Source organism: Enterobacter sp. Cy-643 (genome assembly GCF_011752815.1).
Lineage (GTDB): Bacteria > Pseudomonadota > Gammaproteobacteria > Enterobacterales > Enterobacteriaceae > Cedecea.
The window spans coordinates 218,438-244,819 of the sequence record NZ_VWWV01000002.1; the positions used below are offsets into that span (position 1 = coordinate 218,438).

Here is a 26,382-nt window from a genome sequence, read left to right on the forward strand (position 1 = left end):
AGGTCGGCATTTTCATTTGGTTACGGCCTTACTTTACCGTCAGCGCCAGCGGGTTAAGCTGCAGTTTTTTATAGCTATCAACCCAGGAAGAATAACGCTCCGGGTTCGCCCACACGCGGTAATGCAAGCGCGACATTGTCATCGGGTCGCTCAGCAGGACCAGACGGCGGTCGCGGTTGAGTTTGTCCGGCGTTTCGTTCAGCGCCTGCTCAACGTGACGGTCGCGGGCAATCTCCAGTACCAGGCTCTTGCGGTGACGAGCCGTGGCCATCGCCGTGCTCAGGGCGTTAAACGACGGATTGAATACCGCGTGCATAAAGCCATCGTCCAGCGTACGGCTGCGGTTCAGCTCCAGATAGTTCTCGGTGTCCACCAGCACCTGCGGTGGAGAATACTCTTCCGGGATCAGGAACAGCTTCCAGCGCTTGGTGCGCAGGCCGAGGCTCGCCCGGCTTGAGAGCACGGAAACGAACGGCGACAGGATCAGCGAGAAGACAATCGGCGCCAGCCAGAACAGGAAGCGCAGGTCCAGCCAGGCCATGCCCACCGCCCAGACCAGGCCCAGCAGCAGCTGAGAGCCATGGCGCATAAAGGCTTCACCCCACGGCGTGGAGTCATCATCACGCTGCGGTGAGTTCCAGACCACTTCCCAGCCCAGGAATGCGCTGACCACAAACACGGTGTGGAACAGCATACGCACCGGTGCCAGCAGTACGGAGAACAGCACTTCAAGCAGCAGTGAACAGGTCACTCGCAGGAAGCCGCCGTACTCTTTAGAACCTTTGCACCAGATAAGAATGATACTCAGCAGCTTAGGCAGGAACAGCAGAACCATGGTCGAGGCAAACAGCGCAATCGCCAGTTCAGGGCGCCACTGCGGCCAGACCGGGAACAGCTGCCTTGGCTGAAGGAAGTACTGCGGCTCGGTCAAAGCATGTACAACCTGCAGCGCGGTAGAGAGCGCCAGGAACATAAACCACAGCGGGGCAGACAGGTAGGACATGACGCCGGTCAGGAACACCGCCCGGTGAACCGGGTGCATCCCTTTCACCAGGAACAGACGGAAGTTCATCAGGTTACCCTGGCACCAGCGGCGGTCGCGCTTCAGCTCGTCCAGCAGGTTCGGCGGCAGTTCTTCATATGAACCAGGCAGATCGTAAGCAATCCACACGCCCCAGCCTGCACGGCGCATCAGCGCAGCTTCAACGAAGTCATGGGAAAGAATTGATCCAGCGAAGTTACCTTCACCCGGCAGCGGCGCCAGCGCACAGTGTTCGATGAACGGCTTCACGCGAATAATGGCGTTGTGGCCCCAGTAGTGGGATTCCCCCAACTGCCAGAAGTGCAGACCCGCGGTAAAGAGCGGCCCGTAAACGCGGGTAGCGAACTGCTGACAGCGCGCATACAGCGTGTCCATGCCGGAAGCTTTTGGCGAAGACTGAATAATACCGGCCTTCGGGTTCGCTTCCATCAGGCGCACGAGGTTAGTCAGGCAATCGCCGCTCATTACTGAGTCGGCGTCCAGCACCACCATGTAGCTGTACTGGTTCCCCCAGCGACGGCAGAAATCATCAATGTTGCCGCTTTTACGCTTCACGCGGCGGCGACGGCGGCGGTAGAAGATCTGCCCCTCGCCCTGCACTTCCGCAATCAGCTCCATCCAGGCTTTTTGCTCCGCAACGCAGATATCCGGGTTGTAGCTGTCGCTCAGGATATACACATCGAAGTGCGCCTGCTGCCCGGTGGCTTTGACGGATTCCCACGTCGCACGCAGGCCGGCAAACACGCGATCTACGTCTTCATTACAAATCGGCATAATCAGCGCGGTGCGGTGCTCAGGGTTAATAGGCTCATCCCCCACCGTTGACGCAGAAATGCTGTATTTGTCTTTGCCCATCAGCAACTGCAGGAAGCCCATCAGCGCGGTCCAGAAACCGGCTGAGACCCAGCAGAACAGCACGGCAAACAGGATCAGGATGCCGCTTTGCAGGATGTACGGCAGCAGCTGCATGAAGGAGACCCACAAATCCTGGCCCCCCATGTCCGCCGGGTTAATCAGCGCCCAGCCCTGGTAAGGAAGAATCGTCTTCATGTACCAGGTCGCGACCACGGTTTGTGCCAGCGTGAGGATCAGCAGAATGTAGCGACGGATGGTGCCGACGGTACGCCATTTCTGCTCAGAGGCCTCTTCTTCTTTAGACGCAAACTTAGACTTCGTTTCACGACCAAGCAGGCGATCCCAGAAGCGGCCTATCGGGTTGGTACGCCACGGGTCCGGGAACATAGAAGCGCGCGTCGCTTTCGGCATCGCCTGAAGCTGAGTGCGCCCTTCATCATCGGTAATCAGCTGTTCGCCGCCGACGGAGCCCGGCCAGCTCGCCTCAAGGCGAGCTTTTACCGAAGCCAGAGGAGAATCATCCGCTCGTTCAAAGTGATGATGCTGCGTATCAAGCGCCTCATGCACCGCCTGAAGATCGGACGCAGGCAAAGCCGCCTTCTGCTCAGCAGAAAGCGGGAGTGCTTCGATATAGTCGGGCGAGAATTCAGTAGACTTATTCATTGGCAGGCAGCTGGTAGCTCCAGGTTTCACTCAATGTCTGCTCGCCGTTAACCAGCGCAGCACGCATATCCGTCGTCTTCTTCTCGTCTTTCAGCTTCACGCGCAGCGTTAAACGCCAGCCTTTATTGACCGGGTTATAGCGCACCTGGCTGTCAACGATCTCACCGTTATCGCCAATGCTGGTCTGTGCGGTGACCGGCGTATCGGCTGGCAGTTTTTTCATCTCTGCCCCGGTGAAGTCCACCACGAACGCAATGGTGCCGTCCGGCTGGCGGATCAGGTTAGACTGCTTCACATCCCCGGTAGAGCGGCGAGTTTGCAGTACATACGCGTTATCCGGCGCATGCATTTTGTCTTCATCGCGGCTAAAGGTGATGGTGTACTTAAAGTTCATCTCTTTACCCGGATCCGGCAGCTGATCCGGCGTCCAGTAGGCAACGATGTTGTCATTAGTTTCGTCGTTGGTTGGGATTTCAACCAGCTCAACGCGGCCTTTGCCCCAATCCCCGACCGGCGCAACCCACGCGCTTGGGCGCTGGTCGTAGCGATCGTCTAAATCTTCAAAGCGGGAGAACTGGCGGCCACGCTGCAGCAGGCCAAAGCCGACCGGGTTTTCCGTAGCGTAAGAGCTGACGGCCAGGTGTTTCGGGTTGTTCAGCGGACGCCAGATCCATTCGCCGTTCCCGGCGTGAATAGACAGACCGTTGGAGTCATGCAGTTCCGGGCGGAAATTGGTGGTTGGTGACGGCTGATTTGGCCCAAACAGGAACATACTGGTCAGCGGTGCAACGCCCAGCTTGCCCACTTTGTCACGCAGGTAAACTTTCGACTGTACGTTCACCACGGTATCGCGCCCAGGGGTGATAACAAAACGGTAAGCCCCGGTCGCTCGTGGGGAATCAAGCAGTGCATACAGGGTTAACGTTTTATCCGTTGGTTTCGGACGTTCAATCCAGTATTCGCGGAAGCGAGGGAACTCTTCACCAGACGGTAAAGCGGTATCAATCGCAAGTCCTCGGGCAGACAGGCCGTACACCTGGCCGGCGCCAATTACGCGGAAGTAACTCGCTCCGAGCATGCTGACAATTTCGTCGTTCTTATCTTTGCTGTTGATCGGATAGAGCACTTTGAACCCGGCAAAACCGAGATCTTTTACGGTGTCTTTATCGTGCTTTACATCGCCGAAGTTAAAATAGTCCGGATTGTATTTGATCTGGTGCACCGCGGTGGCGGTCACTTCGTTGATGGTTACCGGCGAGTCGAAGTACATACCCTGATGGTAGAACTCGAGCTTGAATGGGGTCTTGATGTTGCTCCAGTAAGCTTTGTCGTGATTAAACTGGATCTGCTGGTAGTCCGCGTATTTCATCTCGCGGAATTGCGAAGGCAGGTTGCTTTTCGGTGCTTCGTAGCTCTTGCCCGCTAAGGTTTTCGCCTGTTTTGCGACATCGTCGATAGTGAACGCCCAAACCGAGGTGGTATAAAGGGACAACATTACCGCAGCGCCAAGCCAGGACACTTTCATCATATTTGCTTTATGTTTCATATTAACCAGCACATCCCCCTTTGTGTGCTTAAATCAATCTATCCATTTTAATGGAAAGTTTTGCTTTCCGACAACCAAATCACCGCTTTGTTCAGCGTACTGGCTCAGGGTTTAAGCAAAATAAAGACAACTGCTTACGCTTTAAGAGTTCATCCTGGCGACAGGATGACATGCTTAGTGTAGGGTTGCCACGAATATGTAGACTGAACTGGACTTTTAGCCTGATGGGATAGGGTCTTAAGGATAAGACGAATAGTCTGAAAATGTCTGGAGTATTATGAGTAAAGCACCGCAACAACGTGAGTTTTTCCTGGATTCTATTCGTGCATGGTTAATGCTGTTGGGCATTCCCTTCCACATTTCGCTCATCTATTCGAGCCATCACTGGCACGTCAATAGCGCGGTACCCTCCGCGAGCCTGACGCTGTTTAATGACTTTATTCACGCGTTTCGTATGCAGGTGTTCTTCGTTATTTCTGGCTATTTTTCCTACATGTTATTTCTGCGCTACCCGCTGAAACGCTGGTGGACAGTGCGCGTAGAGCGCGTCGGCATCCCAATGCTCACCGCGATACCGCTGCTGACGCTGCCTCAGTTCATGATGCTGCAGTACATCAACGACAAGGCCGGCCTGTGGCATACGCTCACCGGCTACCAAAAATACAATACTCTGGTGTGGGAACTGGTGTCTCACCTGTGGTTTTTACTGGTCCTGGTGATATTAACAACTCTGGGTATGGTTTTGTTTCAAAAAATTAATGATTTTATAATTAGAAACGAACAGAATAATAATTCACCAATTACCCTGGGAAAACTCTCACTTTTATTTCTCGGCTTCGGCATTTTATATGCCGCTATTCGTCGGGCTATTTTTATTATCCACGCGCCGTTATTAAGCGACGGGCTGTTTAATTTCGTGGTGATGCAAACGCTATTTTATCTGCCGTTCTTTATGCTTGGCGCGCTGACATTCAAACGCGAGTCGCTCAAGATCCTGTTCACCACGCCTTCACGCTGGAGTCAGGTGGGCGCGGTCTTTGCGTTTGCCGCCTATTTATTAAACCAGCGCTACGGCAGCGGCGATGCCTGGATGTACGAAACGGAAAGCGTGATCACCATGCTGATGGGGCTATGGATGGTCAACGTGGTGTTTTCGCTGGGTTATAAAATGCTGAATTTCAAATCCGCGCGAGTGACCTATTTCGTTAATGCATCGCTGTTTATTTATCTGGTACACCATCCGCTCACGCTGTTCTTCGGCGCGTTTATCACGCCGCACATCACGTCAAATATTTTAGGCTTCTTTAGCGGGCTGGTCTTTGTGGTTGGTATCGCGCTGCTCCTTTATGAGCTGCACCTGCGTATTCCCCTTCTTCGTTTCCTGTTTTCAGGCAAGCCGAAGGAAAAGGCGGCGACGCCACAATCATTTGCGGGATAACACGCTAAAGGCCGGGCATAAACACCGGCCTTTCTTATCTCTGCGCCAGAAATCTTACCCGTCACAGATTGAAGTTTTATGAATCCGTCGTGATTTATTTATGACAGCCAGCCACAATCTGCTGATAAATCTGCGTGTTCTCGTCATCAAAGCAGACAAAAACCACGCGCTCCGGCAGCGGGCGCAGACCAATGTATTTGTAAACGACATCCCATGCGATTCGAGCGGCCTGCGCTTTTGGGAAGCCATACACGCCGGTGCTGATTGCCGGAAAAGCAATTGAGCGGTAGCCGTTAGCGGCGGCTAAGTCCAGGCTGTTACGGTAGGCCAGTTCCAAAAGCTCGGCTTCGTTCTGCTCGCCGCCGTGCCAGACTGGCCCCACGGCGTGAATCACCGCTTTTACCGGAATGTTCCCGGCCTCGGTAATCACCGCCTGACCTGGGGGGCATTCGCCCTGCAGCTGGCGTACCGCTTTACAGGCTTCCAGTAGCGCAGGCCCGGCGGCGCGGTGAATCGCCCCATCCACTCCCCCACCGCCCATCAGCGAAGGGTTTGCCGCGTTGACAATCACATCGACCTCAATCTGCGTGATGTCTCCCTGGACGACCTGTATGCGTTCACTCATTAACCATTCTCCAACTGTACTTTGCCGTAGTCTATTCTCGTCAGACGGGGCGCGTACATGACTATTATCGTTTCCGGACATTTCAACATTTGAAAATGTCCGGATATCAGTCACAAAAAACCCCGCCTTCACGGGGCATTTGTTATTGGATTAGAAATCAACAGTCATGGAAAGTTTCAGCGTGCGTGGGTCACTTTGCGTAATATAGGCCCCGCTGTCGTCGACAGAAGCCCAGTATTTTTCGTTAGTCACGTTTTCGACGCTGGCGCGCCAGGTCAGCTTCTGCTCGTTAACCTTCGTGCTGTAGCGCACGCCGAGATCGAGGCGAGTCCAGCCGTTCAGCTTAATGCTGTTGTCGGCGTTGGCATATTGTGACCCGGTGCGAATCAGCGTTCCCGTCGCGGTGAGGTTCTGTACCCACGGGAGATCCCACTCGCCGCCAACGGACCAGGAGTAACGCGGAACGCCGATTGCATCTTTACCGTCGTTTGTCCCGCCGTTAGTCTTCACCATTTCTGGCTGAAGCCACAGGGCACTGCCCAACAGGCGCACGCCGTATACTGGCTCACCAAAGACGTTCAGCTCCATGCCGCGGCTGCGCTGCTCGCCATACAGGCCGTAAACATTGTTGCTGTCGAGCATCCCCACCGGCTTTTTGATCTCAAACAGCGCCAGGCTACCGCCCACACGACCGGCGTCCACCTTCATCCCCACTTCGTTCTGCTTCGACTGCACAACCCCGACCACGTTTCCGGCATTGGTTGCTTTAGACGTTGCCGTTGGCCCGGGCTGCAGCGCTTCAATGTGGTTCGCATAGAAAGAGACCGGCTCCCACGGCTTGACCACCAGGCCATAAACCGGCGTAACCTTGAAAGCGTCAAAGCGTGATTTCTGGTCTTCCACGCCGGTGTAGCTGTAGTTGCGAACCCGCACATCCTGGCGACGAGCCCCCACGGTAAACAGCACCTTATCGTCCAGCGCGGAGAGCGTATCGGACAGCGAAACCCCGCCTGTTATCGTGCGGCTCCGCTGCGTTGGGTCGTCCATATTGCTGCCGGAAGCAACGGTCGGAAAACGGCTCAGGTCGAGATAAGACGGATCGTAGATATTGTTGGTAACACCAGTTTTACTGGACGAGGTATAAGCCGCGCGGGTTTTACGGTAAACGCCGGAATAGCCGAGGTTTACGCTATGACCGATAAAACCGGTATCAAACTTCCCCCGAACGCCACCCATGCCGGAGAAAGCGTCGGCGATGTATCGCGTAGACAGGCGGGTCTGAGTGGTATTGCCCTTGTTATCAACCAATTTAGGCACGCTGTAATTGCCGCGTTCATCGGTTTCGCTGGTGCCCAGCGCGCCGTATAGCGTCCAGTTGTTTACCACATCATACTCGCTGTGCAGCGCGGCAAAACGAGAGCGCATATCTGAGTAAACCCACGGCTGCCCGTAGTTTGTGCGGTTATCCGGCACCTCAGGCATCTGCGTAATAGCCCCGACCCCTACCCCGATACGGCCATTATGTACCGTCATCTTCTGGTAGCCGCCGTCGAACGACGTCCGCAGCCTGTCACCTTTGTAATCCAGCCCCACGCTTGCCAGCGACGTTCTGTTCTTCTGCTCGCGAACCTCACTCTCGCCTTCACGGTGCAGCAGGTTAATGCGAGCGCCAAACTGGTCGTTGTCACCAAACCTACGGCCAGTATCCAAAGAGCCTCCAACCTGCGAACGCCCGGTGTAATCCACGCCAAGTTGGGTATGTGGTTCACTACCTGCCCGCTTGGGCTCAATATTAATGGCCCCGCCCACGCCAGACCCGCCCGGAGGAACACCGTTCAGGAAGGCCGTGGAGCCCTTAATCACCTCGACGCGTTCCGCAAGAGCCGTGCTGGTGATCTGCCGCGGCAATACGCCATACAGACCGCCGTAAGAAATATCATCCCCGTCTAACAGGAAACCGCGCACGCGGTAAGACTCGCCAAAGTTACCGTAGCTGCGCACGGGCTGAATCGTCGCGTCGTTACGGATAATGTCACTGAGGGTATTGGCCTGCTTATCCTCGATCATTTTGGAGGTATAGCCGATGACGTTAAACGGCACGTTGCGCGCATCCTGTTCACCGAGCATGCCCAGACGGCCGCCATTGGCCACCTGCCCGTCCAGGTAAGCAGGCACCAGATCGTTGCCGCCCTCGCGGAACTGCGTATCCGGGGTCGCCGTGACGGTTATGGTCTCTTCTTTAGCAGAAAGTTTTGGCTGAGGATTTTCCTGTGACGCAGCGGCAACAGGCAAACAGGCGGCAGCGATCAGCGCCGCAGCAAGGCGCGGTTTAAACCCGGCCTGGCGAGAAGGTTGATGAGGCATTGAAATTCCCTGGCAAAATAAAAATTAATGAGAACGATTATGATTTTGATCGTGATTATCGTTTCATGATTAAAAATTGCAAGAAAATTACCCAGGATGGCGTTCGCTGGCAGCGGCACTTGACCACGTAAATCGGTGAGAATTCAAACAGCAGGCACGCCCGGAACGAGCCTGCTTTTACAGCGTATTACGCTTTGCGTAACAGCCAGATAAAGTATGGCGCCCCGCAGAGTGTGGCTAACAATCCCGCCGGGATCTGGAACGGGAAAATAAGGCTTCGGCCCAGCCAGTCGGCCAGCAGCATCAGCCCGGCGCCGATGGCTATCGCCACGATAAGCTGGGGCATTGCGCGGCGGAAGCCGAGCATTCTCGCCATGTGCGGTGCCATTAACCCAACAAAACTTAGTGGCCCCACGCAGAGCGTTGCCGCAGCGACCAATCCGGCTGCCAGCATCAGAATACAGATGCGCGATTGGCTCAGGGCCACGCCCAGAGCCTGAGCCGCCTCACCGCCCAGCGGCAGTATAGCGAGCCAGCGGCGCACCAGGGGCGTAAGCCCAATCAGCGCCAGCGCCATGCCCCCGCTCACCAGCGCCTGCTGCCCGGTTACTTTCCAGGTGGAGCCGGACAGCCACGTCAGCACCGACCCGCTGCGCGGATCTCCGCTGGCCAGATAAAGCGTGAGCAGCGTGGCGAAAACGGTACTCAGCGCCACACCGGTCAGTAAAAGCCTTCCCGGAGCCAGCCCGGAGCGGGCTAAAACGAGCATCGCCATGAGCGTGAGCGCCGCGCCGGCAAAGCCCGCCGGCAGTTGCCAGGCGCTGACGTCGCCGGGGACGAGAAATATCAATAACACGATGGCGCAGGCCGCGCCGGAACTCACGCCCAGTACCTCGGGGCTGGCCATCGGGTTACCGGTCATTTTTTGCACCAACGTACCGGCCGCCGCCAGCATTGCCCCCGCGGCAAGCGCCGACAGCACTCTCGGCCAGCGCCACTGCCACATTTCTTGTATGCCGATAAACCAGCCGGCGCTTTCCCGCCCAACGCCGAGAGCCAGTAAGGCCACCAGCGCTAAAATCGCAGCAATCATCAGCATCGTTCCAGGGGAAAGCCGGCGTTCCGCCATCGCGCTGGCATCATCAGAAGCCGCCAGACGCTGGTGACGCAGCCTGGGCAATAGCCACAGCATTAGCGGCGCCCCCACCAGCGCCGTCACGGCGCCGGTCGGCAATTCTTGCCAATAGCTGCCAACCCAGATCACCAGCTGATCGCTAAGTAAAAGCAGTAGCGCCCCCGTCGCCATCGAAGCCAGGAGCTTGGGCAGCAGACGTCTCACGCCAAACATGCCGGCCAGAACCGGCGCAAACAGGCCGATAAATCCGATCACGCCCACCACGCTGACCAGCATCGAACTCAGCAGCAGCGCCAAAAATAGCCCGCCCACGCGCACCAGGGCCAGCTTCATCCCCAGCCCACGTAATACGGTGTCATCCAAGGCCAGCATGCCCAGCGGGCGGATCATCAATACGATAAGTACCAGCACGGCCAGCAGCCTTGGCCAAAGAAACGCCACGCCGGCCCAGTCGTACTGATTCAGCATCCCGCTGCTCCAGATAAACAGGTTTTGCAGCCTTTCATGGTTGAACAATACGAGGAAGCTTTTTACTGCGCCGCAATAAAGTCCCAATACCAGCCCGGCAAGGATCAGCGTAACCGGCGACATGCGTTTACCCCAGGCAGCCCCCAACACAATGCTGCCTACGGCCATTGCGCCTGCCAGAGCCGCGAGCTGTTTGCCGGTTTCCCCTGTTCCCGCTAAAAACAGCGTCGCAAGGGTCAGCCCCAGCTGTGCCCCAGCCGCAACGCCGAGGGTGGCCGGTTCGGCCAGAGGGTTGCGCAGAATATGCTGAAACAGGCAGCCGGCCAGAGCCAGCCCGGCGCCGGTAAGCAGCGCCAGCACGGTTCGCGGCAGCATGCTGTAGTGAAACAGCATCTGTGAAACATCGGTCACCTGAGGCAGCGTTATCGCTTTCCACCAAAGAAAGGCGGGCAGCATTTGCTGGAAGTTGTAGCCGGTCAAAAACAGCGTAAAGGCACAGAGTAAAAGTAGAATTATGCGCACAGTGCCTCCGGCAGAAGCTGGCAGAAACGCAGCGCCGAGAAGCTGCCGCCGTAAAACCATACCGCGGGCAGCAGATGCAACTGGCCATCGCGCACGAAAGGCATGACCTGCCACAACGCAGATTTCGCCACCGTTTTAATCGGGTCGTCATCGCCGTGCATAAAGCAAACCGCCGTGACATTATCCAGCCTGACCAGAGTTTCAATGCCCACAATGGCGCTGCCCCAGGCATTGGTTTTCCCGTCCCAGGCGTTGCGCATCCCCAGCCGTTCCAGCAGGTCATTGAACAGGCTGTTGCGGCCAAAGATCATCACCCGGCGGCTATCCAGAAATGAAAACATCACCAGCGGGTTCGCATTACCCGGCAGTTTTGCGCGGGTGGCGGCAATCTGCTGATGAAAATGGGCCAGATGTTCGGTGGCCTGCTGCTCCCGCCCTAAAAACTGCCCGAGCCTCAGAAGGTCTTTTTCCAGCAGCGCCAGCGGGCGGCCCGTCGCATTATTGAAAGCCGTAGACCAGCAGGGAGCGATAGGTGTTAAATCTGACTCAGACGGCCCGAAGCCTTTGGAGATCAGAAAGAGAGAGGGATTGAGACGCTGCATCAGCTCGCGGTTGGGCTCGTTCCTCAGTCCGACATCAACGACGCTATCAGGCAGCTTTGGCTCCCCTACCCAGCGGTGATAATTACGTTTATCGGCAATAGCCATCGGCATAATCCCCAGCGCCAATAGCATTTCAACCGGCCGCCATTCGAGGGCAATAATACGTGCGGCATCAAAGCGGCTGGCTTCAGCCTGACAGGGCAGACTTGCCGCCAGAGGCAGCAGGGAGGCTAACGCCAGCAGGCGTCGGCGGCTGAGAGAAACTTCCATATAAATAGCAATAGTTATCGTTCTAATTAAGTTTTACACATTATGCCGCTCGCCGCCGCCAACGCAATCAAAAACTCGGCCAGCGAACGAGGCATTATTTAGAAGCTAAGGCGTTTGCGCTCTTCCTGACTAAGTCTGCGGGGTTCAAACTGATGGTGCGTGAACGTTATCTCCGTGGCGTCATCCTCCACGTCATTCAGCTCAATCCGGTCCAGCGATTTCTCGCCGTAAAGCGTAATGGAGCGGAACAGGCCGCTGAGCGTTTCCTCATAGGGAATCAACACCAGCCGCCATTTTCCATTTCCCAGGTCTGAAAATTCGCTGATGAAGTCTTTCTCAAGCGCTTTTCGGTCGGGATAAAATAGCGTGCGCAGTAGCTGGTTGAACTGAAACATTTCCGGATTGCTCTCCGCGGTGATCGCCTGCGGCGGCTGGTGCCCCATCACCTGAACCATCCGATTGTCCCCAACAACAAGTCCCATTGGGAAAGGCTGGCGCTGCTGCCACCAAAGCCCTTTATGCTTCGTCACCACGATCCGCCCGCTGGAATGCAGCGGCTGCGCCATGCCTTTTATCTGGCGTTCCTGCTCAAACTGCGCCCGCATTACCTGCACGGCGGCAAATCGCTTTTGGATGTCATCCAGCGTTACCGCCCCGGTCGCCTGCGCCACCAGCAAAAGAGAAAGGAGCAAACTTTTTTTCACAGCAGTAACCCTATACGTTCAACTGAAATCGATCCGCGTTAGTTTACTCTGCTATGTGAGCCAAAACCAAAAATACGCGGCCCGCTTTATACGGGCCGTTAAGTTATTGATAGGTAACGTGCAGCACCGCTGTTTTGTGCTGTGGGTCGAGGTATTGCACACGGGTTTGTATCGTGCTGTCATTGTGAAGAGTGACACCATCAAGCGAGCTGAGAGCCATAGTCTGAGTGACGGGCTTGCCTTTTTCGGTGCAGGTCATGGCGACATTAGAACTGGCCGGTGCCCATTGGCAGCCGCCTTCTACTATTTCACCTCGAAAATGGATTATGCCAGAGGATGCGGCCTGAGAAAGCGGTGAAACCGCGATGCCCAGCGCCAGACAAAGCAAATACTGCTTAAAACTTGCTTTCACGTTCATTACTCCTCGATTGCTGTCGTCCCTGAGGTTATCGGCAGAAAATCAAAGATAATTAAACAGTGATCCATGTTTTTTGTTCTTGCAATACTTCCGTCACATATATTTGTTTTCGGTCAAGACTTCCCCGGGTTTTGCCACTGTTGCTCAAGGTGAAAGGCCTTTCCGTCGCTCAGAATAACCGTGACCGTCACGTTGTCGCCGGGGTCAATATTCAAACTTAGCTGCGAGAGATCAACCGTTTGATGGGCTTTTATAAACAGCTCGCTGCTTTGGTGGCTGGAACTTTTCCCCGACGGGCCGGTTTTGGTTGCCACCAGAGTCATGGTGCACCGGCAATCTGCCGCCAGCATAGCGATGGGCGTAATTGTGTAGATGTTTTCCTGCTGCCGGGTATTAAACGTCAGCTGACTTGAGAGTGCGGCAAGCAATACCAGGGTATGCATACAACCTCCAAAGAAAAACAGGGCCTTTGGCCCTGTTTATGCGATAGCCAGGTCGCTTTAGTACTGAGAAGCCGTGGCGTGGTTACCGTTGCCGAACTGGGTGACCGACACCAGAGAGCTGGATGCCGTCTGGTTAACCACTGCCCCATTGTTGGTCCCGAACTGCTGAACATCAATCTGCGCGTTTTTGCCGTTCCACTGGCTGAGGGTGGCATTGTTACCGTAGCCGTCCTGCAGCAATTTAATATCGCTGCTGTCAGAGCCCTGACCCACTTTTGCACCATTAACCGTGCCCAGTTGTTTAATTTCAGTCTTCGAATAGAACGCATTCGACTGCAGCGCAGTGGCATTATTTCCGTTACCTTGCTGATATATTTTCAAGGTCGAGTGCTGAGCCTGTTGCGGATAGGTCGCCATTGCACCTGCGGAAACAACCAGTGCTGCTAATGCTGCCACTTTAAAAAGATTCATACTAAAACCCCCGTCGGATTGATAGTTTCAGCCCAAATGCTTTGCTTATCGCTGAATAATGCGAATCGCCATTTGTGACTGGTTTTGCACAACAACTGCTGACTTCTGGGTACCGTATTGGGTAATGTTTGCTTTGTTACCAGCACCTCGCTGAATAATCAGCGCCGCATTACCAAATGAATCCTGTTTTATACTCGCATCGTTGGCGACGCCCTCTTGCGAGATATAAGCAAGGTTATAACTACCTGATTGATCGATGTTCGCCCGGTTGCCCGAACCAGTCTGTGCAATCTCAGATAATTGCCGCTGACCTCGCTGAGTCACCGCCGCATTATTATTGCTGCCGTACTGGCCAACAATCGCTGTTTGATTAAATTGAGGGTTGCTCAATTCATTAACAGCAAAATTGTATTCGGCGGTGGCAAGATCGTTAGCCTGTGCCGGGCAGTAATGGGAGAACCCCATTAACAACATCGTTAAAATCCAATGTATCTTCATTTGTCACCCTGAACCTAATAACGCCGGAACATTATGACGAGTAAATCAATAATTACTCATAACGAACCAACCGTAATTTGTTATTGCTCCGTTACGGAAATGAGTATGTTACGGCAGGCATTTTAAATATCTCATGCATGGGTTGTATTTTGCATTATCAAATTCACACCAAAGTATTAATACGGAATAAAATAAACCAAACCAATCATTGCAACTACCTGATCCAGGGATCGGATAATCATTAGCACCCTTATTTAAAGTCACCTTTTATGTCACTGACTTAGCACAACTCAGGCGACACTTAGTCGGTTTACGCAAAAGAAGCGTCACCAGACATAGATTCCTTAAGCGAAGCGGCTAAAAAGATGGAACGCTGTTTTTAAAAATATGAATGATGTTATAAATACATAAACCACTAAATAAAAAACTTTAAAATACAATAAATTAATTTAAATTTTTTAAAAATAATGACTATACATACAATTCATGAAGTACAACTTTTACCTTAAATCTAAATAGTAAAAAAACCGCAAAGAAACATTTTAATATCTACAGTAACATTTAGTTACATAGTTAACACTTGCTTTAATATATCGAATCGCTAAATTGAAAACAGATAGTACTTTTTCGTAAAAAATCTCCCTGCGACCGAAAATGATTATTTCGGCGATTAAAAATATTTAACATACAGCACTGTCGCGAATCTCGATACCTTAGGGAGAATTAATTTCCATTAATTCAAATGGTAGCGACAAAACCAGGTGGAGTTTCATCATGTATAATGAAGTCCATGCCCTTCAGGGCCCTACGTTATTGTTAATTACGAAACCCTCTCTTCAGGCTTCCGCTTTATTACAGCATCTACGCGCTTCGTTAGAAATAAACGGGCGGGTTCACAACATTCAACGTCCACTGGATGACTTCGCCAGTAATGTTCTGATTTTATTTGATATGGCGGAAACAGACAAAAAGACCATTCTGTTTTGGCAAGAAAAACTCAGCCGTAAAAACAGTCAGATAAAACTATTGTTGCTCAACACGCCGGAAGAATATCCTTTCAGAGAGATAGAAAACTGGCCGCATATCAACGGCGTATTTTATTTTGCGACTGAAGAACCCAAAGTGGTTGAAGGGTTGCGCGGGGTATTGGAAGGAGAATGCTATTTCTCTCAGAAACTTGCCAGCTATCTCATCAGCCATTCAGGGAATTATCGTTTTAATAGTACAGAGTCCTCACGCTTAACGCAGCGTGAGAAGGAGATTCTGAACAAGCTGCGCGTAGGTTCCTCCAACGTGGAAATCGCCCGCTCGCTATTTATCAGTGAGAACACGGTCAAAACACATCTGTATAACCTGTTCAGGAAGATAGCCGTCAAAAACCGTACCCAGGCGGTATCCTGGGCCAACGATAATCTTCGGCGATAAACACCATGAAACGCTCAGCCATTTTTCTCCTGGCGGCCTGCTGCTACGCGATGAACAGCGTTCAGGCCGAAGAAGTCGAGATCCCAGGGCTATTGACGGACCACACCGTCACTTCGGTGGGCCACAGTTTCTACCGCGCCTTCAGCGATAAATGGGAAAGCAATTATACCGGCAATTTAACCATCAACGAACGGCCAAGCGCCCGATGGGGGAGCTGGATAACCATTACCGCCGGTCAGGACGTTGTTTATCAGGCATTTCTTTTCCCCACAAAACGCGACTTCGACAAAAACGTTGAAGTTGCACTGGTCCATACCGATGAGGCGCTTAAACGCAGGCTGATCGATAAGCAATTATTGAGTACCAGCGATTTAACCCACGATGAATTCTAGGAGACGATGATGCGTATTTATCATGCCGTACTGCCCGTGCTGCTATTTACGCCGCTGGCCTGGGGCGGAAATATGGTGTTCCAGTTTGTTAATCCCAATTTTGGCGGTAACCCCAATAACGGCGCCTATTTGTTAAATTCAGCCCAGGCGCAAAACTCTTATAAAGATCCCAGCTACAGCAACGATCTCGGCATTCAAATGCCCAGCGCGCTGGATAATTTCACCCAGGCGCTGCAATCCCAGGTGCTGGGTGGACTCTTAACCAATATTAATACCGGGAAACCGGGACGCATGGTCACCAACGATTTCATCGTTGATATTGCCAATACCGACGGGCAACTTCAGCTCAACGTCACTGACCGAAAAACGGGGAAAACGTCCACCATTCAGGTTTCCGGCCTGCAGGCAAACTCCACGAATTTTTAGTGGCTTAAAGTCATAAAACCTCTGCAAGGATCAACATTATGCAGCGCTTACTTCTGATTGTGGCAGTGTGCTTATTAAGCGGTTGTTTAACGGCTCCGCCAAAAGAGGCTGCCAGGCCAACGTTATTGCCGCGCGCGCAAAGCTACCTCGACCTCACACATTTGCCGGAAGCAAAAGGGAAGCTGTATGTCTCGGTCTATAACATTCAGGACGAAACGGGTCAGTTCAAGCCCTACCCTGCCAGCAACTTTTCTACCGCCGTGCCGCAAAGCGCAACGTCCATGCTGGTCACCGCGCTGAAAGATTCTCGCTGGTTCATTCCGCTTGAACGACAGGGACTGCAAAACTTGCTTAATGAACGCAAAATTATTCGCGCTGCACAGGAAAACGGCACCGTGGCCGATAATAACCGCGCCCCGCTGCACTCGCTGATGGCGGCCAATGTGATGATAGAAGGATCGATCATTGGCTACGAAAGCAACGTGAAGTCGGGTGGCGCCGGCGCTCGCTACTTTGGCATTGGGGCAGACACGCAGTATCAGCTTGATCAGATAGCCGTTAATTTAAGAGTGGTGGACGTCAGCACCGGCGAAGTCCTGTCGTCAGTCAACACCAGTAAAACGATCCTGTCATACGAGGTGCAGGCCGGCGTCTTCCGGTTTATTGATTATCAGCGCCTGCTGGAGGGTGAAGTGGGCTATACCAGCAACGAGCCGGTGATGCTGTGCCTGATGTCCGCCATTGAAACCGGGGTCATCTATCTGGTCAATGACGGGATCGACCGGGGGCTCTGGGATCTGCAGAACCCGGCCGATATTAACAATCCGGTGCTGGTGAAATACAAGCAGCTCTCAACGCCGCCCGCCTCCTGAGGCCACCTCCGCTGATAAAAAAACCAGCTTTCGCTGGTTTTTTTATTCGCTTAACAATGATCTGGCTTTCGGTTTTGGTTTATCTCGCCGGGCCGCGAGCCACAGTCCGCTGTTTTTCATGGCAAAGCCAAACACCAGACCTAAAAGCAGTGAAGGCACCACGTTATGCCACTCTCCCTGATTGGCAAAAGTTGCACAGGCGCCGATAAAAGTGCCGGGGACAAACGACAGCAAAATATGGCGAGCCTGAATACACATCAGGAAGGCCACCACGCCGGTCATGATATAGCCGAGGATTTCAGCCTGCGGCGCCAGCGCGCTACCGTGAATAATCACCAGCGCCCACAGCACACCGCTGCAAAGCGTGCACAGGGAAATAAAAAGCCCCTTCATACCGCCCTGCGGACAGGCAAAATAGGCGGTACAGCCGAGGAAACCGGCCCAGCCCAGCAGGCCGAGACTCACCGCCACCCAGCCCCAAAGGCCGGACAGAATACCGGTGGTAATTGCTAATGGAATAAGTGTCTTCATGGCGCCGTATCATAGCAGAGGCCGAGTCCCCCACTACGATCTGGCGCACATTTTTTGTAAATCAGAAATCAACGTTGCATTTTAATTGTGATTAACATCACAATTATTCATCCTCTGATTCCTGCAGCTCATCGCGCATGGCCTGCAGCGCCTCACGGCTGATCGCCGCCAGCGTGCGGTAGAAAGGCGTTGTGGCATGGGCTTCAACCTTGCCAAGGAAAGTCCCGCACCACGGCATCAGGTATTCATCGAAAAGCGTCACCTGCGCTTCAAACTCATCTTCCTGGGACTGGTCCTCAAGCCAGGAAGCCGCCAGTAATAGCGTCCCAAAATGATCGGCCGGCGACTCGCCCAGCGGCATGCCACGCTGCTTCAGAAACTGACGCACTTCGCCTTCGTCGCTCCCCGCTTCCCAGGCGGAGCGGAATGGCGGCACGCTGCACTTTTCCCCAACAAACAGAGCATTAAAGTCGGCCGCCAGCAGCTGCGGATCGCAGCTGTTTTGCAGTCGGCCCAACAGTTCATCCTGCTCCAGTGGCCAGCTTGCCGCCAGCTTCCCTTCACGGATCAGCGTAAAAAGAGGTACCAGCAGGGGATCCTGCGGCTGGCGATAAAAAAGCGATCCGAGTACGCGGCAAATAATTGAAAATTCATTCATGACTGGCTCTATCCATTACGGGTGTTAATTACAGTGTGGCAAATTCAGCAATCGGCGCCATTCCGCGAGCTTCAAGGAAGCCCAGCAGGCGCTGCGGAGAAACGTTAAGGATCCGCGCTTCCGGGAAATTGATTTCATCGAGGATTTTACGACATTCGGTAAAGTCCCCCAGCGTAAAAGCGGTATGGGAGTCAGACCCTAAGGCCAGCCAGCCACCGGCATCGCGCACGGCTTCGGCAATAGCGCGGCAGTTTGGGCCGCTGCCAATGCGCGAATGGGTAAACGAAGAGTTATTCAGCTCCAGCGCGACGTTATACTTCGCCGCCGCAGCTGCCACCGCCGGGATATCAATTTCAAACTTAGGGTTCCCCGGGTGGCTGATGATGTGCACGTCGCCGTTTGCCATCGTCGCGATCATCGCTTCGGTGTGGGTGGCTTTATCTTTTGGTGGGAACACAGGCTCATGGAAGCCCGCGATAATCAAATCCAGCGCGTCCAGCATCGGACCCGTGCAGTCGATTTCCCCGGCGGTGTTTTTAATGTTCGACTCAATACCGCGCAAAATGCCGACGCCATCAACGAGCCGCGGCCAGATACGCATATTCACAAAGTGCCAGTAATGCGGCGCATCCGCCATATCCGGCCCGTGGTCGGTAATCGCGAACAGCTTGATACCTTTGGCTTTCGCAACGGCAATATAATCGTGGAGGGTACTGTAGGCGTGGGTGCTGGCAACGGTATGCATATGCAGGTCAACGGGATACATGGCTTTCTCCTTTTCTATTTTGATTTAAGGATACCAGCAATCCATGACAATTTTTAGCCTGCTTCTGGAACGTTATCAGCCCGACCAAAGCCGGGCGTCAGGTTTAATAACCGTGCTGCAGTGACACTTCGCCGGAGACGGCTTCACCGTTCTCAAGCTGAGTAATCGTTTTTGCAATATAGGCAATCGCCTCGTCAGGGCGAGTTACCGCTGCAACATGCGGCGTGATCGCCACGCGAGGATGCGCCCATAGCGGATTATTTTCCGGCAGCGGCTCTTTAGAGAAGACATCCAGCATTGCACCTTTGAGTTGCCCGGCATCCAGCGCCGCGAGCAGATCGGCCTCAACCAGGTGAACGCCGCGCGCAAGATTTATCACGTAGGCATCTTTAGCCAGCTGGCCCAGCAGCTCACGATTGATAATACCGACAGTCTGCGGCGTATTCGGCAGCAAGTTGATCAACACGCGGGTGCGGCTTAAGAAAGCTGGCAGCGCTTCACCACCGGCAAAACTCTCTACGCCTGGGAAATCTTTCTGACTGCGGCTCCAGCAGCGAACCGGGAAGCCCCAGGCCACAAGACTTTCCGCGACTTTACCGCCGAGCACGCCAGCGCCAAGGATCCCGATGGTGAAATCCTCACGACGATAATCGTCCAGCGGCTGCCATTGCCCCTGCTGTTTTTGTCTTTGGTAATCGTCAAAACGACGGAACCAGTGCAGCACCTGACTGACCGCGTACTCCTGCATCTGCAGCCCCATGCCTGTATCTTCAAGACGAAACAGCGGCACGCCGTCAGGCAGCATGTCAGGATGCGCCTGAAGTTTACTGAGAATAGCGTCTACGCCCGCCCCCAGTGCAAATACGCCTTTTAGCCCTTTACGGCCGCTCAGCATTTCCACCGGAGGATGCCAGACAAGGGCGTAATCGGCGGGCTGTTGGTCCCCTTGCTTCCACTGGCGAACGCGGGCACCGGGCAAAACCTGCTGAAGGTGATTCAGCCAGTACTCGGTATCAAAAGTGGGGTGATGAAAAATAATGTCCATACTGCCTCCTTTTTTTCTTAGGCTTGCGCGAATCGCCTCGCCATGCAAGTCCCAAAGTAATAAAAAGCAGCATCTTGTGGTGGTTTAAGAATCAAGTTGGATGAAGTTTGGCTAAACGCACCAAAAACATGAAATTAGCATTGACGGCGAAGCCTATTTTCCCTAAATTAGCGCCCGTTCCAGCAGCGCTGGAGCGACAATATGGTGAGGTGTCCGAGTGGCTGAAGGAGCACGCCTGGAAAGTGTGTATACGGCAACGTATCGAGGGTTCGAATCCCTCCCTCACCGCCATATTTAAAGAAGAGCTCGCATGCAAATGCGGGCTTTTTTTTCGTATATTGCACTACGAGGGACGGGTGAGAACCCTCGACCGGGTTCGCCAAAACGGCAGGATGGCCGTTTTGCATTGCCTCCGGCAACCCGCAGGGCGAGCGCCACGGACGGCGCGAGTGACATCCCTCCCTCACCGCCATATTTAAAGAAGAGCTCGCATGCAAATGCGGGCTTTTTTTTCGTATATTGCACCACGAGGGACGGATGAGAACCCTCGACCGGGTTCGACAGCCTGCTTCTGCAGGTTGGACAGCGGCATCACTTGTGATAACGCTGCCCCGAAGGGGTGAGCTTGCGAATCACTAAACGGCAGGACAGCCGTTTTGCATTGCCCCCGGCAACCCGCAGGGCGAGCGCCACGGACGGCGCGAGTGACATCCCTCCCTCACCGCCATACTCTGGGAAGAAGCCTGAATTCCCTTTCAGGCTTTTGATCAACGGGAAACTATTCAGGTCGGTGATTTACTTCGACCAACGAACGACAGCTGACGGACAAATCAGAACAAAATCGCGTTAGCCACCAGCATGGCCACTATCCCGCCCAGCGCCGGAATAAGGGTTCTACGGACAATGGCAAAAGGCGAACACTCCCCGGCTTTGCTGACCGCAATTATAATTCCAGCCACCGGGGATATAGAGCGTCCCATTCCCGCCATCAGCTGCATCGGGAGGATCATACTCACCGCGCTTTCACCAAACTTCGTGGCAATCGACGGCGCAAGTCCGGAGAAGGAGAAAAAGGCCGCCACGCCGGAGCCGGTAAGCACGGCGGTCACCCCCACCAGCACGGTCATGACTAGTGTCATACTGGCAAAACCAAAGCCGGCGTTTTGTACAGTCTCCAGCAGATAGTCAATCGCGCCAATTTTTTGCATCCCCTGGGCGTAAATGTCAGCGCACACCAGCAGTGAAACAATGCTGGTAAACATGCTCCCCATACCTTTGAAAAAGCTCTGTACCCCTTTGCAGCAGCCGCGAAAATCTCGGGTCATCACCAGTTCACAGGCAAAAGCCAGCAGCGTGCCGACAATCATCGCCGTGACGACATCGATCTTAATAGACGCAATCGCCAGGGGGCTGAAGAGCAGCACCAGCAAAACCGGGAAGACGGGCAAAATGGCATAAAACGTTGGCGCCCGACGCTCATCGTCGGCTGGCAACGGCTGCGAAGACACCTGCAGTTCGGCGCAGTGTCCCTCTTTACGATCGTAATATTTTGCCGTGAAATAAATAAGGACAGCCACCACCAGCATAACCACAACGGCCACCGGCATCTGGTAATGGGCAAAATAAACGGCAGTCTCCATGCCCGCATGCTTAGCGGCAAGGTTAGCCGTGCCTACCGCAGGCCCCAGATCCATAAAAGCGCACAGGCCGATCATGGCGGCGGCGGCCGCTTTGCTCACGCCCAGGCGAACCAGAACGGGGAAAAAGGTCACCAGCAACAGCATCGCCAGCCCGGCTGCGCTGGAAATAGCCACATGCAGCAGCTGGGCGCAAATATAGCCCAACGCCAGAATCACATAAGGCGCTTTAATCACCTTCAGCGGGCGGATGCAGACATTCACCATCGCATTAGAGGCTTTGATATGATCCATATAGCTGGCAAAGCCGCCCGCAGCCATGATGATAAGCCCGATACCCGCCACCTGAGTCGCGAGTGACTCTTTGGCAAAAGCAAAAATATCGAGCCAGACGGAACCGGTTGATTTGGCCTTTGCGTAGAGAATGCTATTTTCGGGGTAAAACACCGCGGTAATCGTCAGCAACGCCAGCCCGGCAAGCAAAAGCACCGTCTGCGGCTGAACATTTTTGATGATTAACCATGCGGCAATAAGGGTAATCACAATAGCGATTATAAAAGCGATCATCGAGGATATCCTTTAATGGACCAGGCTGGATGCGGCAGAGGTTTCATTTTGGTTTTAAGCTCTGCCGAGGAGGACCTCAGGGTAAATTTCGCCGCACAAGCAAAACATGAGAAAATTGTTTTCCCAGGGCAAATTGTGCGCACGATCCCATAACGCCAACAGACCGCCATCCCTGCATTATTGTCGTTCACCTTCCCTCGCCGGCTGTGAGATATTTACCGCGAAATCCCTATCCGTTAAGAGCCTCAATATGAAAGGAAAAGTATCCTTAACCCTGAAAGAATATAAAGAGAGTACCGCTATTTTGTCCGCTCTGACTGAGTCGGAACGCCGCCTTGATAATTATCTTCAGGAACATTTTAATGAAATTCCCTATCACGGCATTGTCGATGTGTCCGGCAATGCGGCAGTGAGCAAAGCGACGATTGGGCGGTTTTTAAATAAGATGGGCTTTACCGGTTATGCGGCCTTCAGGCGCGTGGTTGAAGCGACATTGTCTGAGCAAAAAATGATCTCACCTTACACGCTGGCGACTCGCCCACAAACGCGTCCCCGCCGCGCGACCGAAGAGATTGTGGCGGAGTTTAATCACAACGTTTCGCACCTTTTTGAGCACTTCAAAGGCAATGTCGATCTTAAAAGTCTGGATCAGTTTATTGATATCATCCTCGATAATGAGCGTAAATTATTTGTCGTCGGTCCGTCATCCTCGCACGCCATGGCCACACATTTTGTTACCCTCGTGCAATATTTCCGCGACCGCGTGACGTTACTCAACCTGAATGCCGGGGAAGTCCCCAAAGCGCTAATGAACCTGGGCGAAAACGATGTGTTGATTGTTTTTTCATACTACCGCTTCAATAATATGGCTTTGCGTATTGCCGAACTTTTCCGTGATAAAAAGGCCACGGTGGTGCTGATCACCAACTCGGGTTCAAATCCCTATGGAAAGTTCTGCAACCTGCAATTTGTGCTGCCCAGCGATACGCATTCGGTATTCAAAAGCCGCATCATCGGCTTTTTCTTTATTGAGCTCTCTCTTCATCTCGCCTATGAAAAAAGCGAAGGTGAGGGAAACTTCGAACAGCTGGAAGCGCTTTTTACCTTCTTTGATACATTCTCATCCGGGACCTGACGTCCCGAATGAGAAGTACAGGCGTCACTTTAACCCCGATCCCTGCCTGCCAGCGCGCTTTCAAACTCGCTGACCGCCTCCTCAATTAAGGCATCGTTACAGCCCAGCCAGCTATCGGGATCGCAGGCCTGGGAAAGCTCTTCCTCCGTTAGCAGACCGGATATCGTCGGGCAACTGCGCAGGCTGTGATAAAGATCCTGCGATCCATCGGCCTGGCTTAGGATGGCTTTGACCAGATTGTACCCTTCGCTGCGGCCGACCTTTTCCGCCAGCTTCATGGCGACCGATTCCGACATAATAAAATGGTGCGATGCCGCAAAATTGTCGCGCATTTTCACAGTATCGACCTCCAGATGACGAATGAGGCGCTCTCCCCGTTCCAGCCCGGTCGACAGGCACAGTGCTGCTTCCGGCACCAGCGTCCAGTTCAGTACCCGAACCGAAGCCGCACGTACATCTTGCTGATCCAGCAGGTTAGGCGCGCCTGAGGCATACATCCATCCCATCCTGGCCAGCGTCTGGATCATATTGCTCGCACGCGGGTTTGTTTTGTGCGGCATAGCGCTGGACCCGCCGCCCCCCTCGCCTTCCCGCAGTTCGGCAATCGAGGTTCTGCCGGACGTTTCCACGTCATTTGCAATTCTACACAGCGTGCCGTGAATGAGGGCAAAGCACTGCACCACCTCAACCACGTTATCCTGACTGGCGTTCATTATTCCTGACGGGCAGGTCAGCCCCAGCGCCTGCATCAGACGATTACGCGTGGCCAGCCCCTGGCTGCCAACGGAGGCAAGATTGCCTACCGCCCCGCCAAATAATCCCGTCGTCGCCGGGGCAAACAGATTATCGAGGCGGCGTAGATGGCGCGTGAGTTCCCCCAGATACCCGCTCACCTGCAGCCCCCATGTGGTCGCAGAGGCGTCGACAGAATTGGTCCGGGCAACCATAACGCTACGCTTGTGCGCCACGGCCATCGCCTGCAGCACCTCCCCCAGGGTTATCACTTGCCTTCTTAGCAGCGTCAACGTCTGACCCAACCGCATTGCCAGGCCGGTATCAAGCAGATCCTGGGTGGTGCATCCCCAGTGAAGGTACTTTTTCACCAGCGGCGTGCCGGCATCGGCAATCTGGTCAATCAACGGTTTGATGGGCATTCCGACGCTGCGCGTCTCTCCGGCAAGGCGATCCCAGTTGAGGGTCAGCGTTGCACAGGCCGCGGCGATCTCTTCGGCCGCCTGCGGCGGAATAATACCCAGATCGGACTGCACGCTGGCCACGGTAGATTCAAACCTTAGCCAGCAGCTAATGAGGTTTTCGTCAGACCAGATGGCCTTCATCTCCGGCTGCGTAAACAGAGAAGCATAGAGCTCTGAATCAAACACCGAACTTTGACTGCCTCGCATCATAAACTCCTGTCGTGGTGGCGCCCCGAGCGGACGCAATCGGCCTGGAGCGACAACCGCTTTGCGCTCTCATGGCCGCAGTAATTGTGCGTGAAACAGTCGCCTTCCCAAATGGGAATATTTATTTCCCTCTCCCTTTCCAATGCGATAAAACAAAAATGTGAGCGACTTAACGTATTAGTATCCTGCTGTGAGACACATAACATTTAAATACTTGTGACATCCACGCCGCTTTTAAATTAATCAGCGATAAAAAGACAAACGGCCTAATAATTTGTGTCTGAAATCACGATTTATTATGAGAAAAATCATTTCCCCTGTTTCTTATTTTCTTTCGCGTTTAAAAAATCGCCATTAAAAAAATAACCCCTCCCTATTAGCAATACTTTTACTCTGGAGCAAGGTCCCTATGTTTACCTCCGTAAAAATCGTTACTCTTTTCACCTTATTAGGCATCAGTTATTCCAGCCTTGCGGTGAACGTCTATCAGGATAAGAAAACCACGCTGGATATCTATGGCCGGCTGGAATGGCAGCTGGCAAATGGCGATGCCTCCTTTGCCGGCAGTGACGCACGCAGCCAGCTCGGCGGTCGTCTTGGGCTTTATATCACTCGCGACATAGACCTTATTGACGATACCCGTGTTGTTGGCCGCCTTGAGTGGCAGGTGAGAACCGAAAAGAATGACAATAAAACCAAAGATAAGGATTTTGATGCTCGCTATGCCTATATCGGCCTCTCCCATGCCCGCTACGGGGAATTAATTGGTGGACGAACCAAAAACCCGCTGTACCAGGTGATGAAAATGACCGATCGCTATAAAAACTTTACGCCGAATGTTTATAGCTACGGCATCACCAGCATTGATGACTCCTATCAGTTTAACCGTCAGGACGGGACGCTCCAGTGGAATGCCGATTTTTCCGGGCATCAAATCCAGCTGGCGTACGTGACGGGAAATGGAAACAGCAGCAACAAAACGCTTGATAACGGCCTGATGGGCAGCTACCGAACATCCCTCCGCCTGGGGGACGTGCTTCTCACCCCGGCCCTGGCGGCCAGCGTTTACACCCGTAAAGACGGGGTAAAAACTACCGATGGCAGAAAGAAAAACCGACAGTTTCTCGGTGGGCTACAGGTTGACTACGGCGCGTTTTCCATCGCGGCCACGGCAGGCAAAGTCATTATTGAAAGAGATAATAAATCGGATAACGATTATATGAGCTTTGACTCACTGATATCGTGGAAATACCAGAAACTAAGATTCTTAGGCGGCTATAGCACGCTAAACGAAGATGGGAAGGACATCGCAGAACGCCGTGGATGGCGGGCAGAAACACAATTAACCCTGGCCAAAGATGTTTATTTCTCTCTGACTTACCTTAAAAACCTGGCCAATAAAAACCAGAGAAGCAATGAACACGCCGTTATTGGCGGACTTCGCTACGATTTCTAAGGAAA

24 protein-coding genes and 1 tRNA gene are annotated in these 26,382 nt (G+C 53.4%); 8 read left to right on the forward strand and 17 right to left on the reverse strand.

The genetic code is table 11. From position 1 onward, the window contains the following. Positions 1-28 precede the first annotated feature (28 nt). Positions 29-2,560: a glucans biosynthesis glucosyltransferase MdoH gene (gene mdoH / locus F3J29_RS09380; RefSeq protein WP_166865595.1), complete on the reverse strand. Its 2,532-nt coding sequence runs from the start codon at positions 2,558-2,560 to the stop codon at positions 29-31. Then, complete coding sequence (mdoG, locus tag F3J29_RS09385; RefSeq protein ID WP_166866643.1) at positions 2,553-4,088, reverse strand: glucans biosynthesis protein MdoG; 1,536 nt, start codon at positions 4,086-4,088, stop codon at positions 2,553-2,555. The genes mdoH and mdoG overlap by 8 nt, the downstream gene beginning before the upstream one ends. A gap of 295 nt (positions 4,089-4,383) precedes the next feature. Here mdoG and mdoC point away from each other — a divergent pair, with 295 nt between their 5' ends. Next, positions 4,384-5,544, forward strand: a complete 1,161-nt coding sequence (gene mdoC / locus F3J29_RS09390) for a glucans biosynthesis protein MdoC (RefSeq protein ID WP_166865598.1) — start codon at positions 4,384-4,386, stop codon at positions 5,542-5,544. A gap of 94 nt (positions 5,545-5,638) precedes the next feature. Here the strand turns inward: mdoC and ymdB are convergent, their stop codons facing one another. The 9 genes from ymdB to csgB all read right to left on the reverse strand — a co-directional run bounded on the left by ymdB (position 5,639) and on the right by csgB (position 14,064). Then, positions 5,639-6,169, reverse strand: a complete 531-nt coding sequence (gene ymdB, locus F3J29_RS09395) for an O-acetyl-ADP-ribose deacetylase (RefSeq protein ID WP_166865601.1) — start codon at positions 6,167-6,169, stop codon at positions 5,639-5,641. Between the two features lie 150 nt (positions 6,170-6,319). Further along, positions 6,320-8,533: a TonB-dependent receptor gene (locus F3J29_RS09400; RefSeq protein ID WP_166865604.1), complete on the reverse strand. Its 2,214-nt coding sequence runs from the start codon at positions 8,531-8,533 to the stop codon at positions 6,320-6,322. 187 nt (positions 8,534-8,720) lie between these two features. Then, entirely contained in the window at positions 8,721-10,718 is a 1,998-nt protein-coding gene (fhuB, locus tag F3J29_RS09405; RefSeq protein WP_205246725.1) for a Fe(3+)-hydroxamate ABC transporter permease FhuB, read from the reverse strand. Next, positions 10,649-11,530: a Fe(3+)-hydroxamate ABC transporter substrate-binding protein FhuD gene (gene fhuD / locus F3J29_RS09410; RefSeq protein WP_166865610.1), complete on the reverse strand. Its 882-nt coding sequence runs from the start codon at positions 11,528-11,530 to the stop codon at positions 10,649-10,651. The genes fhuB and fhuD overlap by 70 nt, the downstream gene beginning before the upstream one ends. Positions 11,531-11,628: 98 nt before the next feature. Then, a complete protein-coding gene (locus F3J29_RS09415) occupies positions 11,629-12,234 on the reverse strand; it encodes an outer membrane lipoprotein carrier protein LolA (protein ID WP_166865613.1) in 606 nt (201 codons plus the stop codon). A 103-nt stretch (positions 12,235-12,337) separates the two neighbouring features. After that, on the reverse strand, positions 12,338-12,646 hold the full coding sequence (locus F3J29_RS09420; RefSeq protein WP_166865616.1) for a YmdA family protein: 309 nt from the start codon (positions 12,644-12,646) through the stop codon (positions 12,338-12,340). 119 nt (positions 12,647-12,765) lie between these two features. After that, positions 12,766-13,095: a curli assembly chaperone CsgC gene (gene csgC / locus F3J29_RS09425; protein WP_166865618.1), complete on the reverse strand. Its 330-nt coding sequence runs from the start codon at positions 13,093-13,095 to the stop codon at positions 12,766-12,768. Positions 13,096-13,152: 57 nt separating this feature from the next. After that, complete coding sequence (gene csgA, locus F3J29_RS09430; RefSeq protein WP_039291764.1) at positions 13,153-13,566, reverse strand: curli major subunit CsgA; 414 nt, start codon at positions 13,564-13,566, stop codon at positions 13,153-13,155. Positions 13,567-13,611: 45 nt separating this feature from the next. Beyond that, positions 13,612-14,064 carry a curli minor subunit CsgB gene (gene csgB, locus F3J29_RS09435; RefSeq protein ID WP_166865621.1) on the reverse strand — a complete coding sequence of 151 codons (453 nt, stop codon included), beginning with the start codon at positions 14,062-14,064 and terminating at the stop codon, positions 13,612-13,614. Between the two features lie 774 nt (positions 14,065-14,838). Between csgB and csgD the strand changes: the two genes are divergently transcribed. The 4 genes from csgD to csgG are packed head-to-tail and all read left to right on the forward strand — an operon-like array spanning position 14,839 to position 17,179. Continuing rightward, on the forward strand, positions 14,839-15,489 hold the full coding sequence (gene csgD, locus F3J29_RS09440) for a biofilm master transcriptional regulator CsgD (protein WP_166865623.1): 651 nt from the start codon (positions 14,839-14,841) through the stop codon (positions 15,487-15,489). Positions 15,490-15,494: 5 nt separating this feature from the next. Then, complete coding sequence (gene csgE / locus F3J29_RS09445; protein ID WP_166865626.1) at positions 15,495-15,881, forward strand: curli production assembly/transport protein CsgE; 387 nt, start codon at positions 15,495-15,497, stop codon at positions 15,879-15,881. A 9-nt stretch (positions 15,882-15,890) separates the two neighbouring features. Beyond that, on the forward strand, positions 15,891-16,307 hold the full coding sequence (gene csgF, locus F3J29_RS09450; RefSeq protein WP_166866645.1) for a curli production assembly/transport protein CsgF: 417 nt from the start codon (positions 15,891-15,893) through the stop codon (positions 16,305-16,307). A gap of 38 nt (positions 16,308-16,345) precedes the next feature. Continuing rightward, positions 16,346-17,179 carry a curli production assembly/transport protein CsgG gene (csgG, locus tag F3J29_RS09455; RefSeq protein WP_166865629.1) on the forward strand — a complete coding sequence of 278 codons (834 nt, stop codon included), beginning with the start codon at positions 16,346-16,348 and terminating at the stop codon, positions 17,177-17,179. Positions 17,180-17,221: 42 nt separating this feature from the next. On the opposite strand, the gene F3J29_RS09460 is transcribed toward csgG, so the two are convergent. The 4 genes from F3J29_RS09460 to ghrA all read right to left on the reverse strand — a co-directional run bounded on the left by F3J29_RS09460 (position 17,222) and on the right by ghrA (position 20,179). Continuing rightward, on the reverse strand, positions 17,222-17,710 hold the full coding sequence (locus tag F3J29_RS09460) for a DUF1097 domain-containing protein (protein ID WP_166865632.1): 489 nt from the start codon (positions 17,708-17,710) through the stop codon (positions 17,222-17,224). A gap of 103 nt (positions 17,711-17,813) precedes the next feature. Then, positions 17,814-18,368, reverse strand: a complete 555-nt coding sequence (locus F3J29_RS09465) for a TorD/DmsD family molecular chaperone (RefSeq protein WP_166865635.1) — start codon at positions 18,366-18,368, stop codon at positions 17,814-17,816. A 28-nt stretch (positions 18,369-18,396) separates the two neighbouring features. Further along, entirely contained in the window at positions 18,397-19,134 is a 738-nt protein-coding gene (locus F3J29_RS09470) for a phosphatase (protein ID WP_166865638.1), read from the reverse strand. Between the two features lie 103 nt (positions 19,135-19,237). Continuing rightward, positions 19,238-20,179, reverse strand: coding sequence for a glyoxylate/hydroxypyruvate reductase GhrA (gene ghrA / locus F3J29_RS09475; protein ID WP_166865639.1), 942 nt, complete (start codon positions 20,177-20,179; stop codon positions 19,238-19,240). Between the two features lie 203 nt (positions 20,180-20,382). Between ghrA and F3J29_RS09480 the strand changes: the two genes are divergently transcribed. Further along, positions 20,383-20,470: transfer RNA gene (locus tag F3J29_RS09480), tRNA-Ser, on the forward strand. Between the two features lie 539 nt (positions 20,471-21,009). Here F3J29_RS09480 and dcuC read toward each other — a convergent pair. Further along, positions 21,010-22,383: a C4-dicarboxylate transporter DcuC gene (gene dcuC / locus F3J29_RS09485; protein ID WP_166865641.1), complete on the reverse strand. Its 1,374-nt coding sequence runs from the start codon at positions 22,381-22,383 to the stop codon at positions 21,010-21,012. A 250-nt stretch (positions 22,384-22,633) separates the two neighbouring features. Between dcuC and F3J29_RS09490 the strand changes: the two genes are divergently transcribed. Then, positions 22,634-23,518 (forward strand): MurR/RpiR family transcriptional regulator, encoded by an 885-nt coding sequence (locus F3J29_RS09490; RefSeq protein ID WP_166866647.1) that lies wholly within the window; start codon positions 22,634-22,636, stop codon positions 23,516-23,518. Between the two features lie 29 nt (positions 23,519-23,547). Here the strand turns inward: F3J29_RS09490 and F3J29_RS09495 are convergent, their stop codons facing one another. Beyond that, positions 23,548-24,921 (reverse strand): class-II fumarase/aspartase family protein, encoded by a 1,374-nt coding sequence (locus tag F3J29_RS09495; protein WP_166866649.1) that lies wholly within the window; start codon positions 24,919-24,921, stop codon positions 23,548-23,550. A 409-nt stretch (positions 24,922-25,330) separates the two neighbouring features. Between F3J29_RS09495 and F3J29_RS09500 the strand changes: the two genes are divergently transcribed. Then, on the forward strand, positions 25,331-26,377 hold the full coding sequence (locus F3J29_RS09500) for a porin (RefSeq protein ID WP_166865642.1): 1,047 nt from the start codon (positions 25,331-25,333) through the stop codon (positions 26,375-26,377). Positions 26,378-26,382 lie beyond the last annotated feature (5 nt).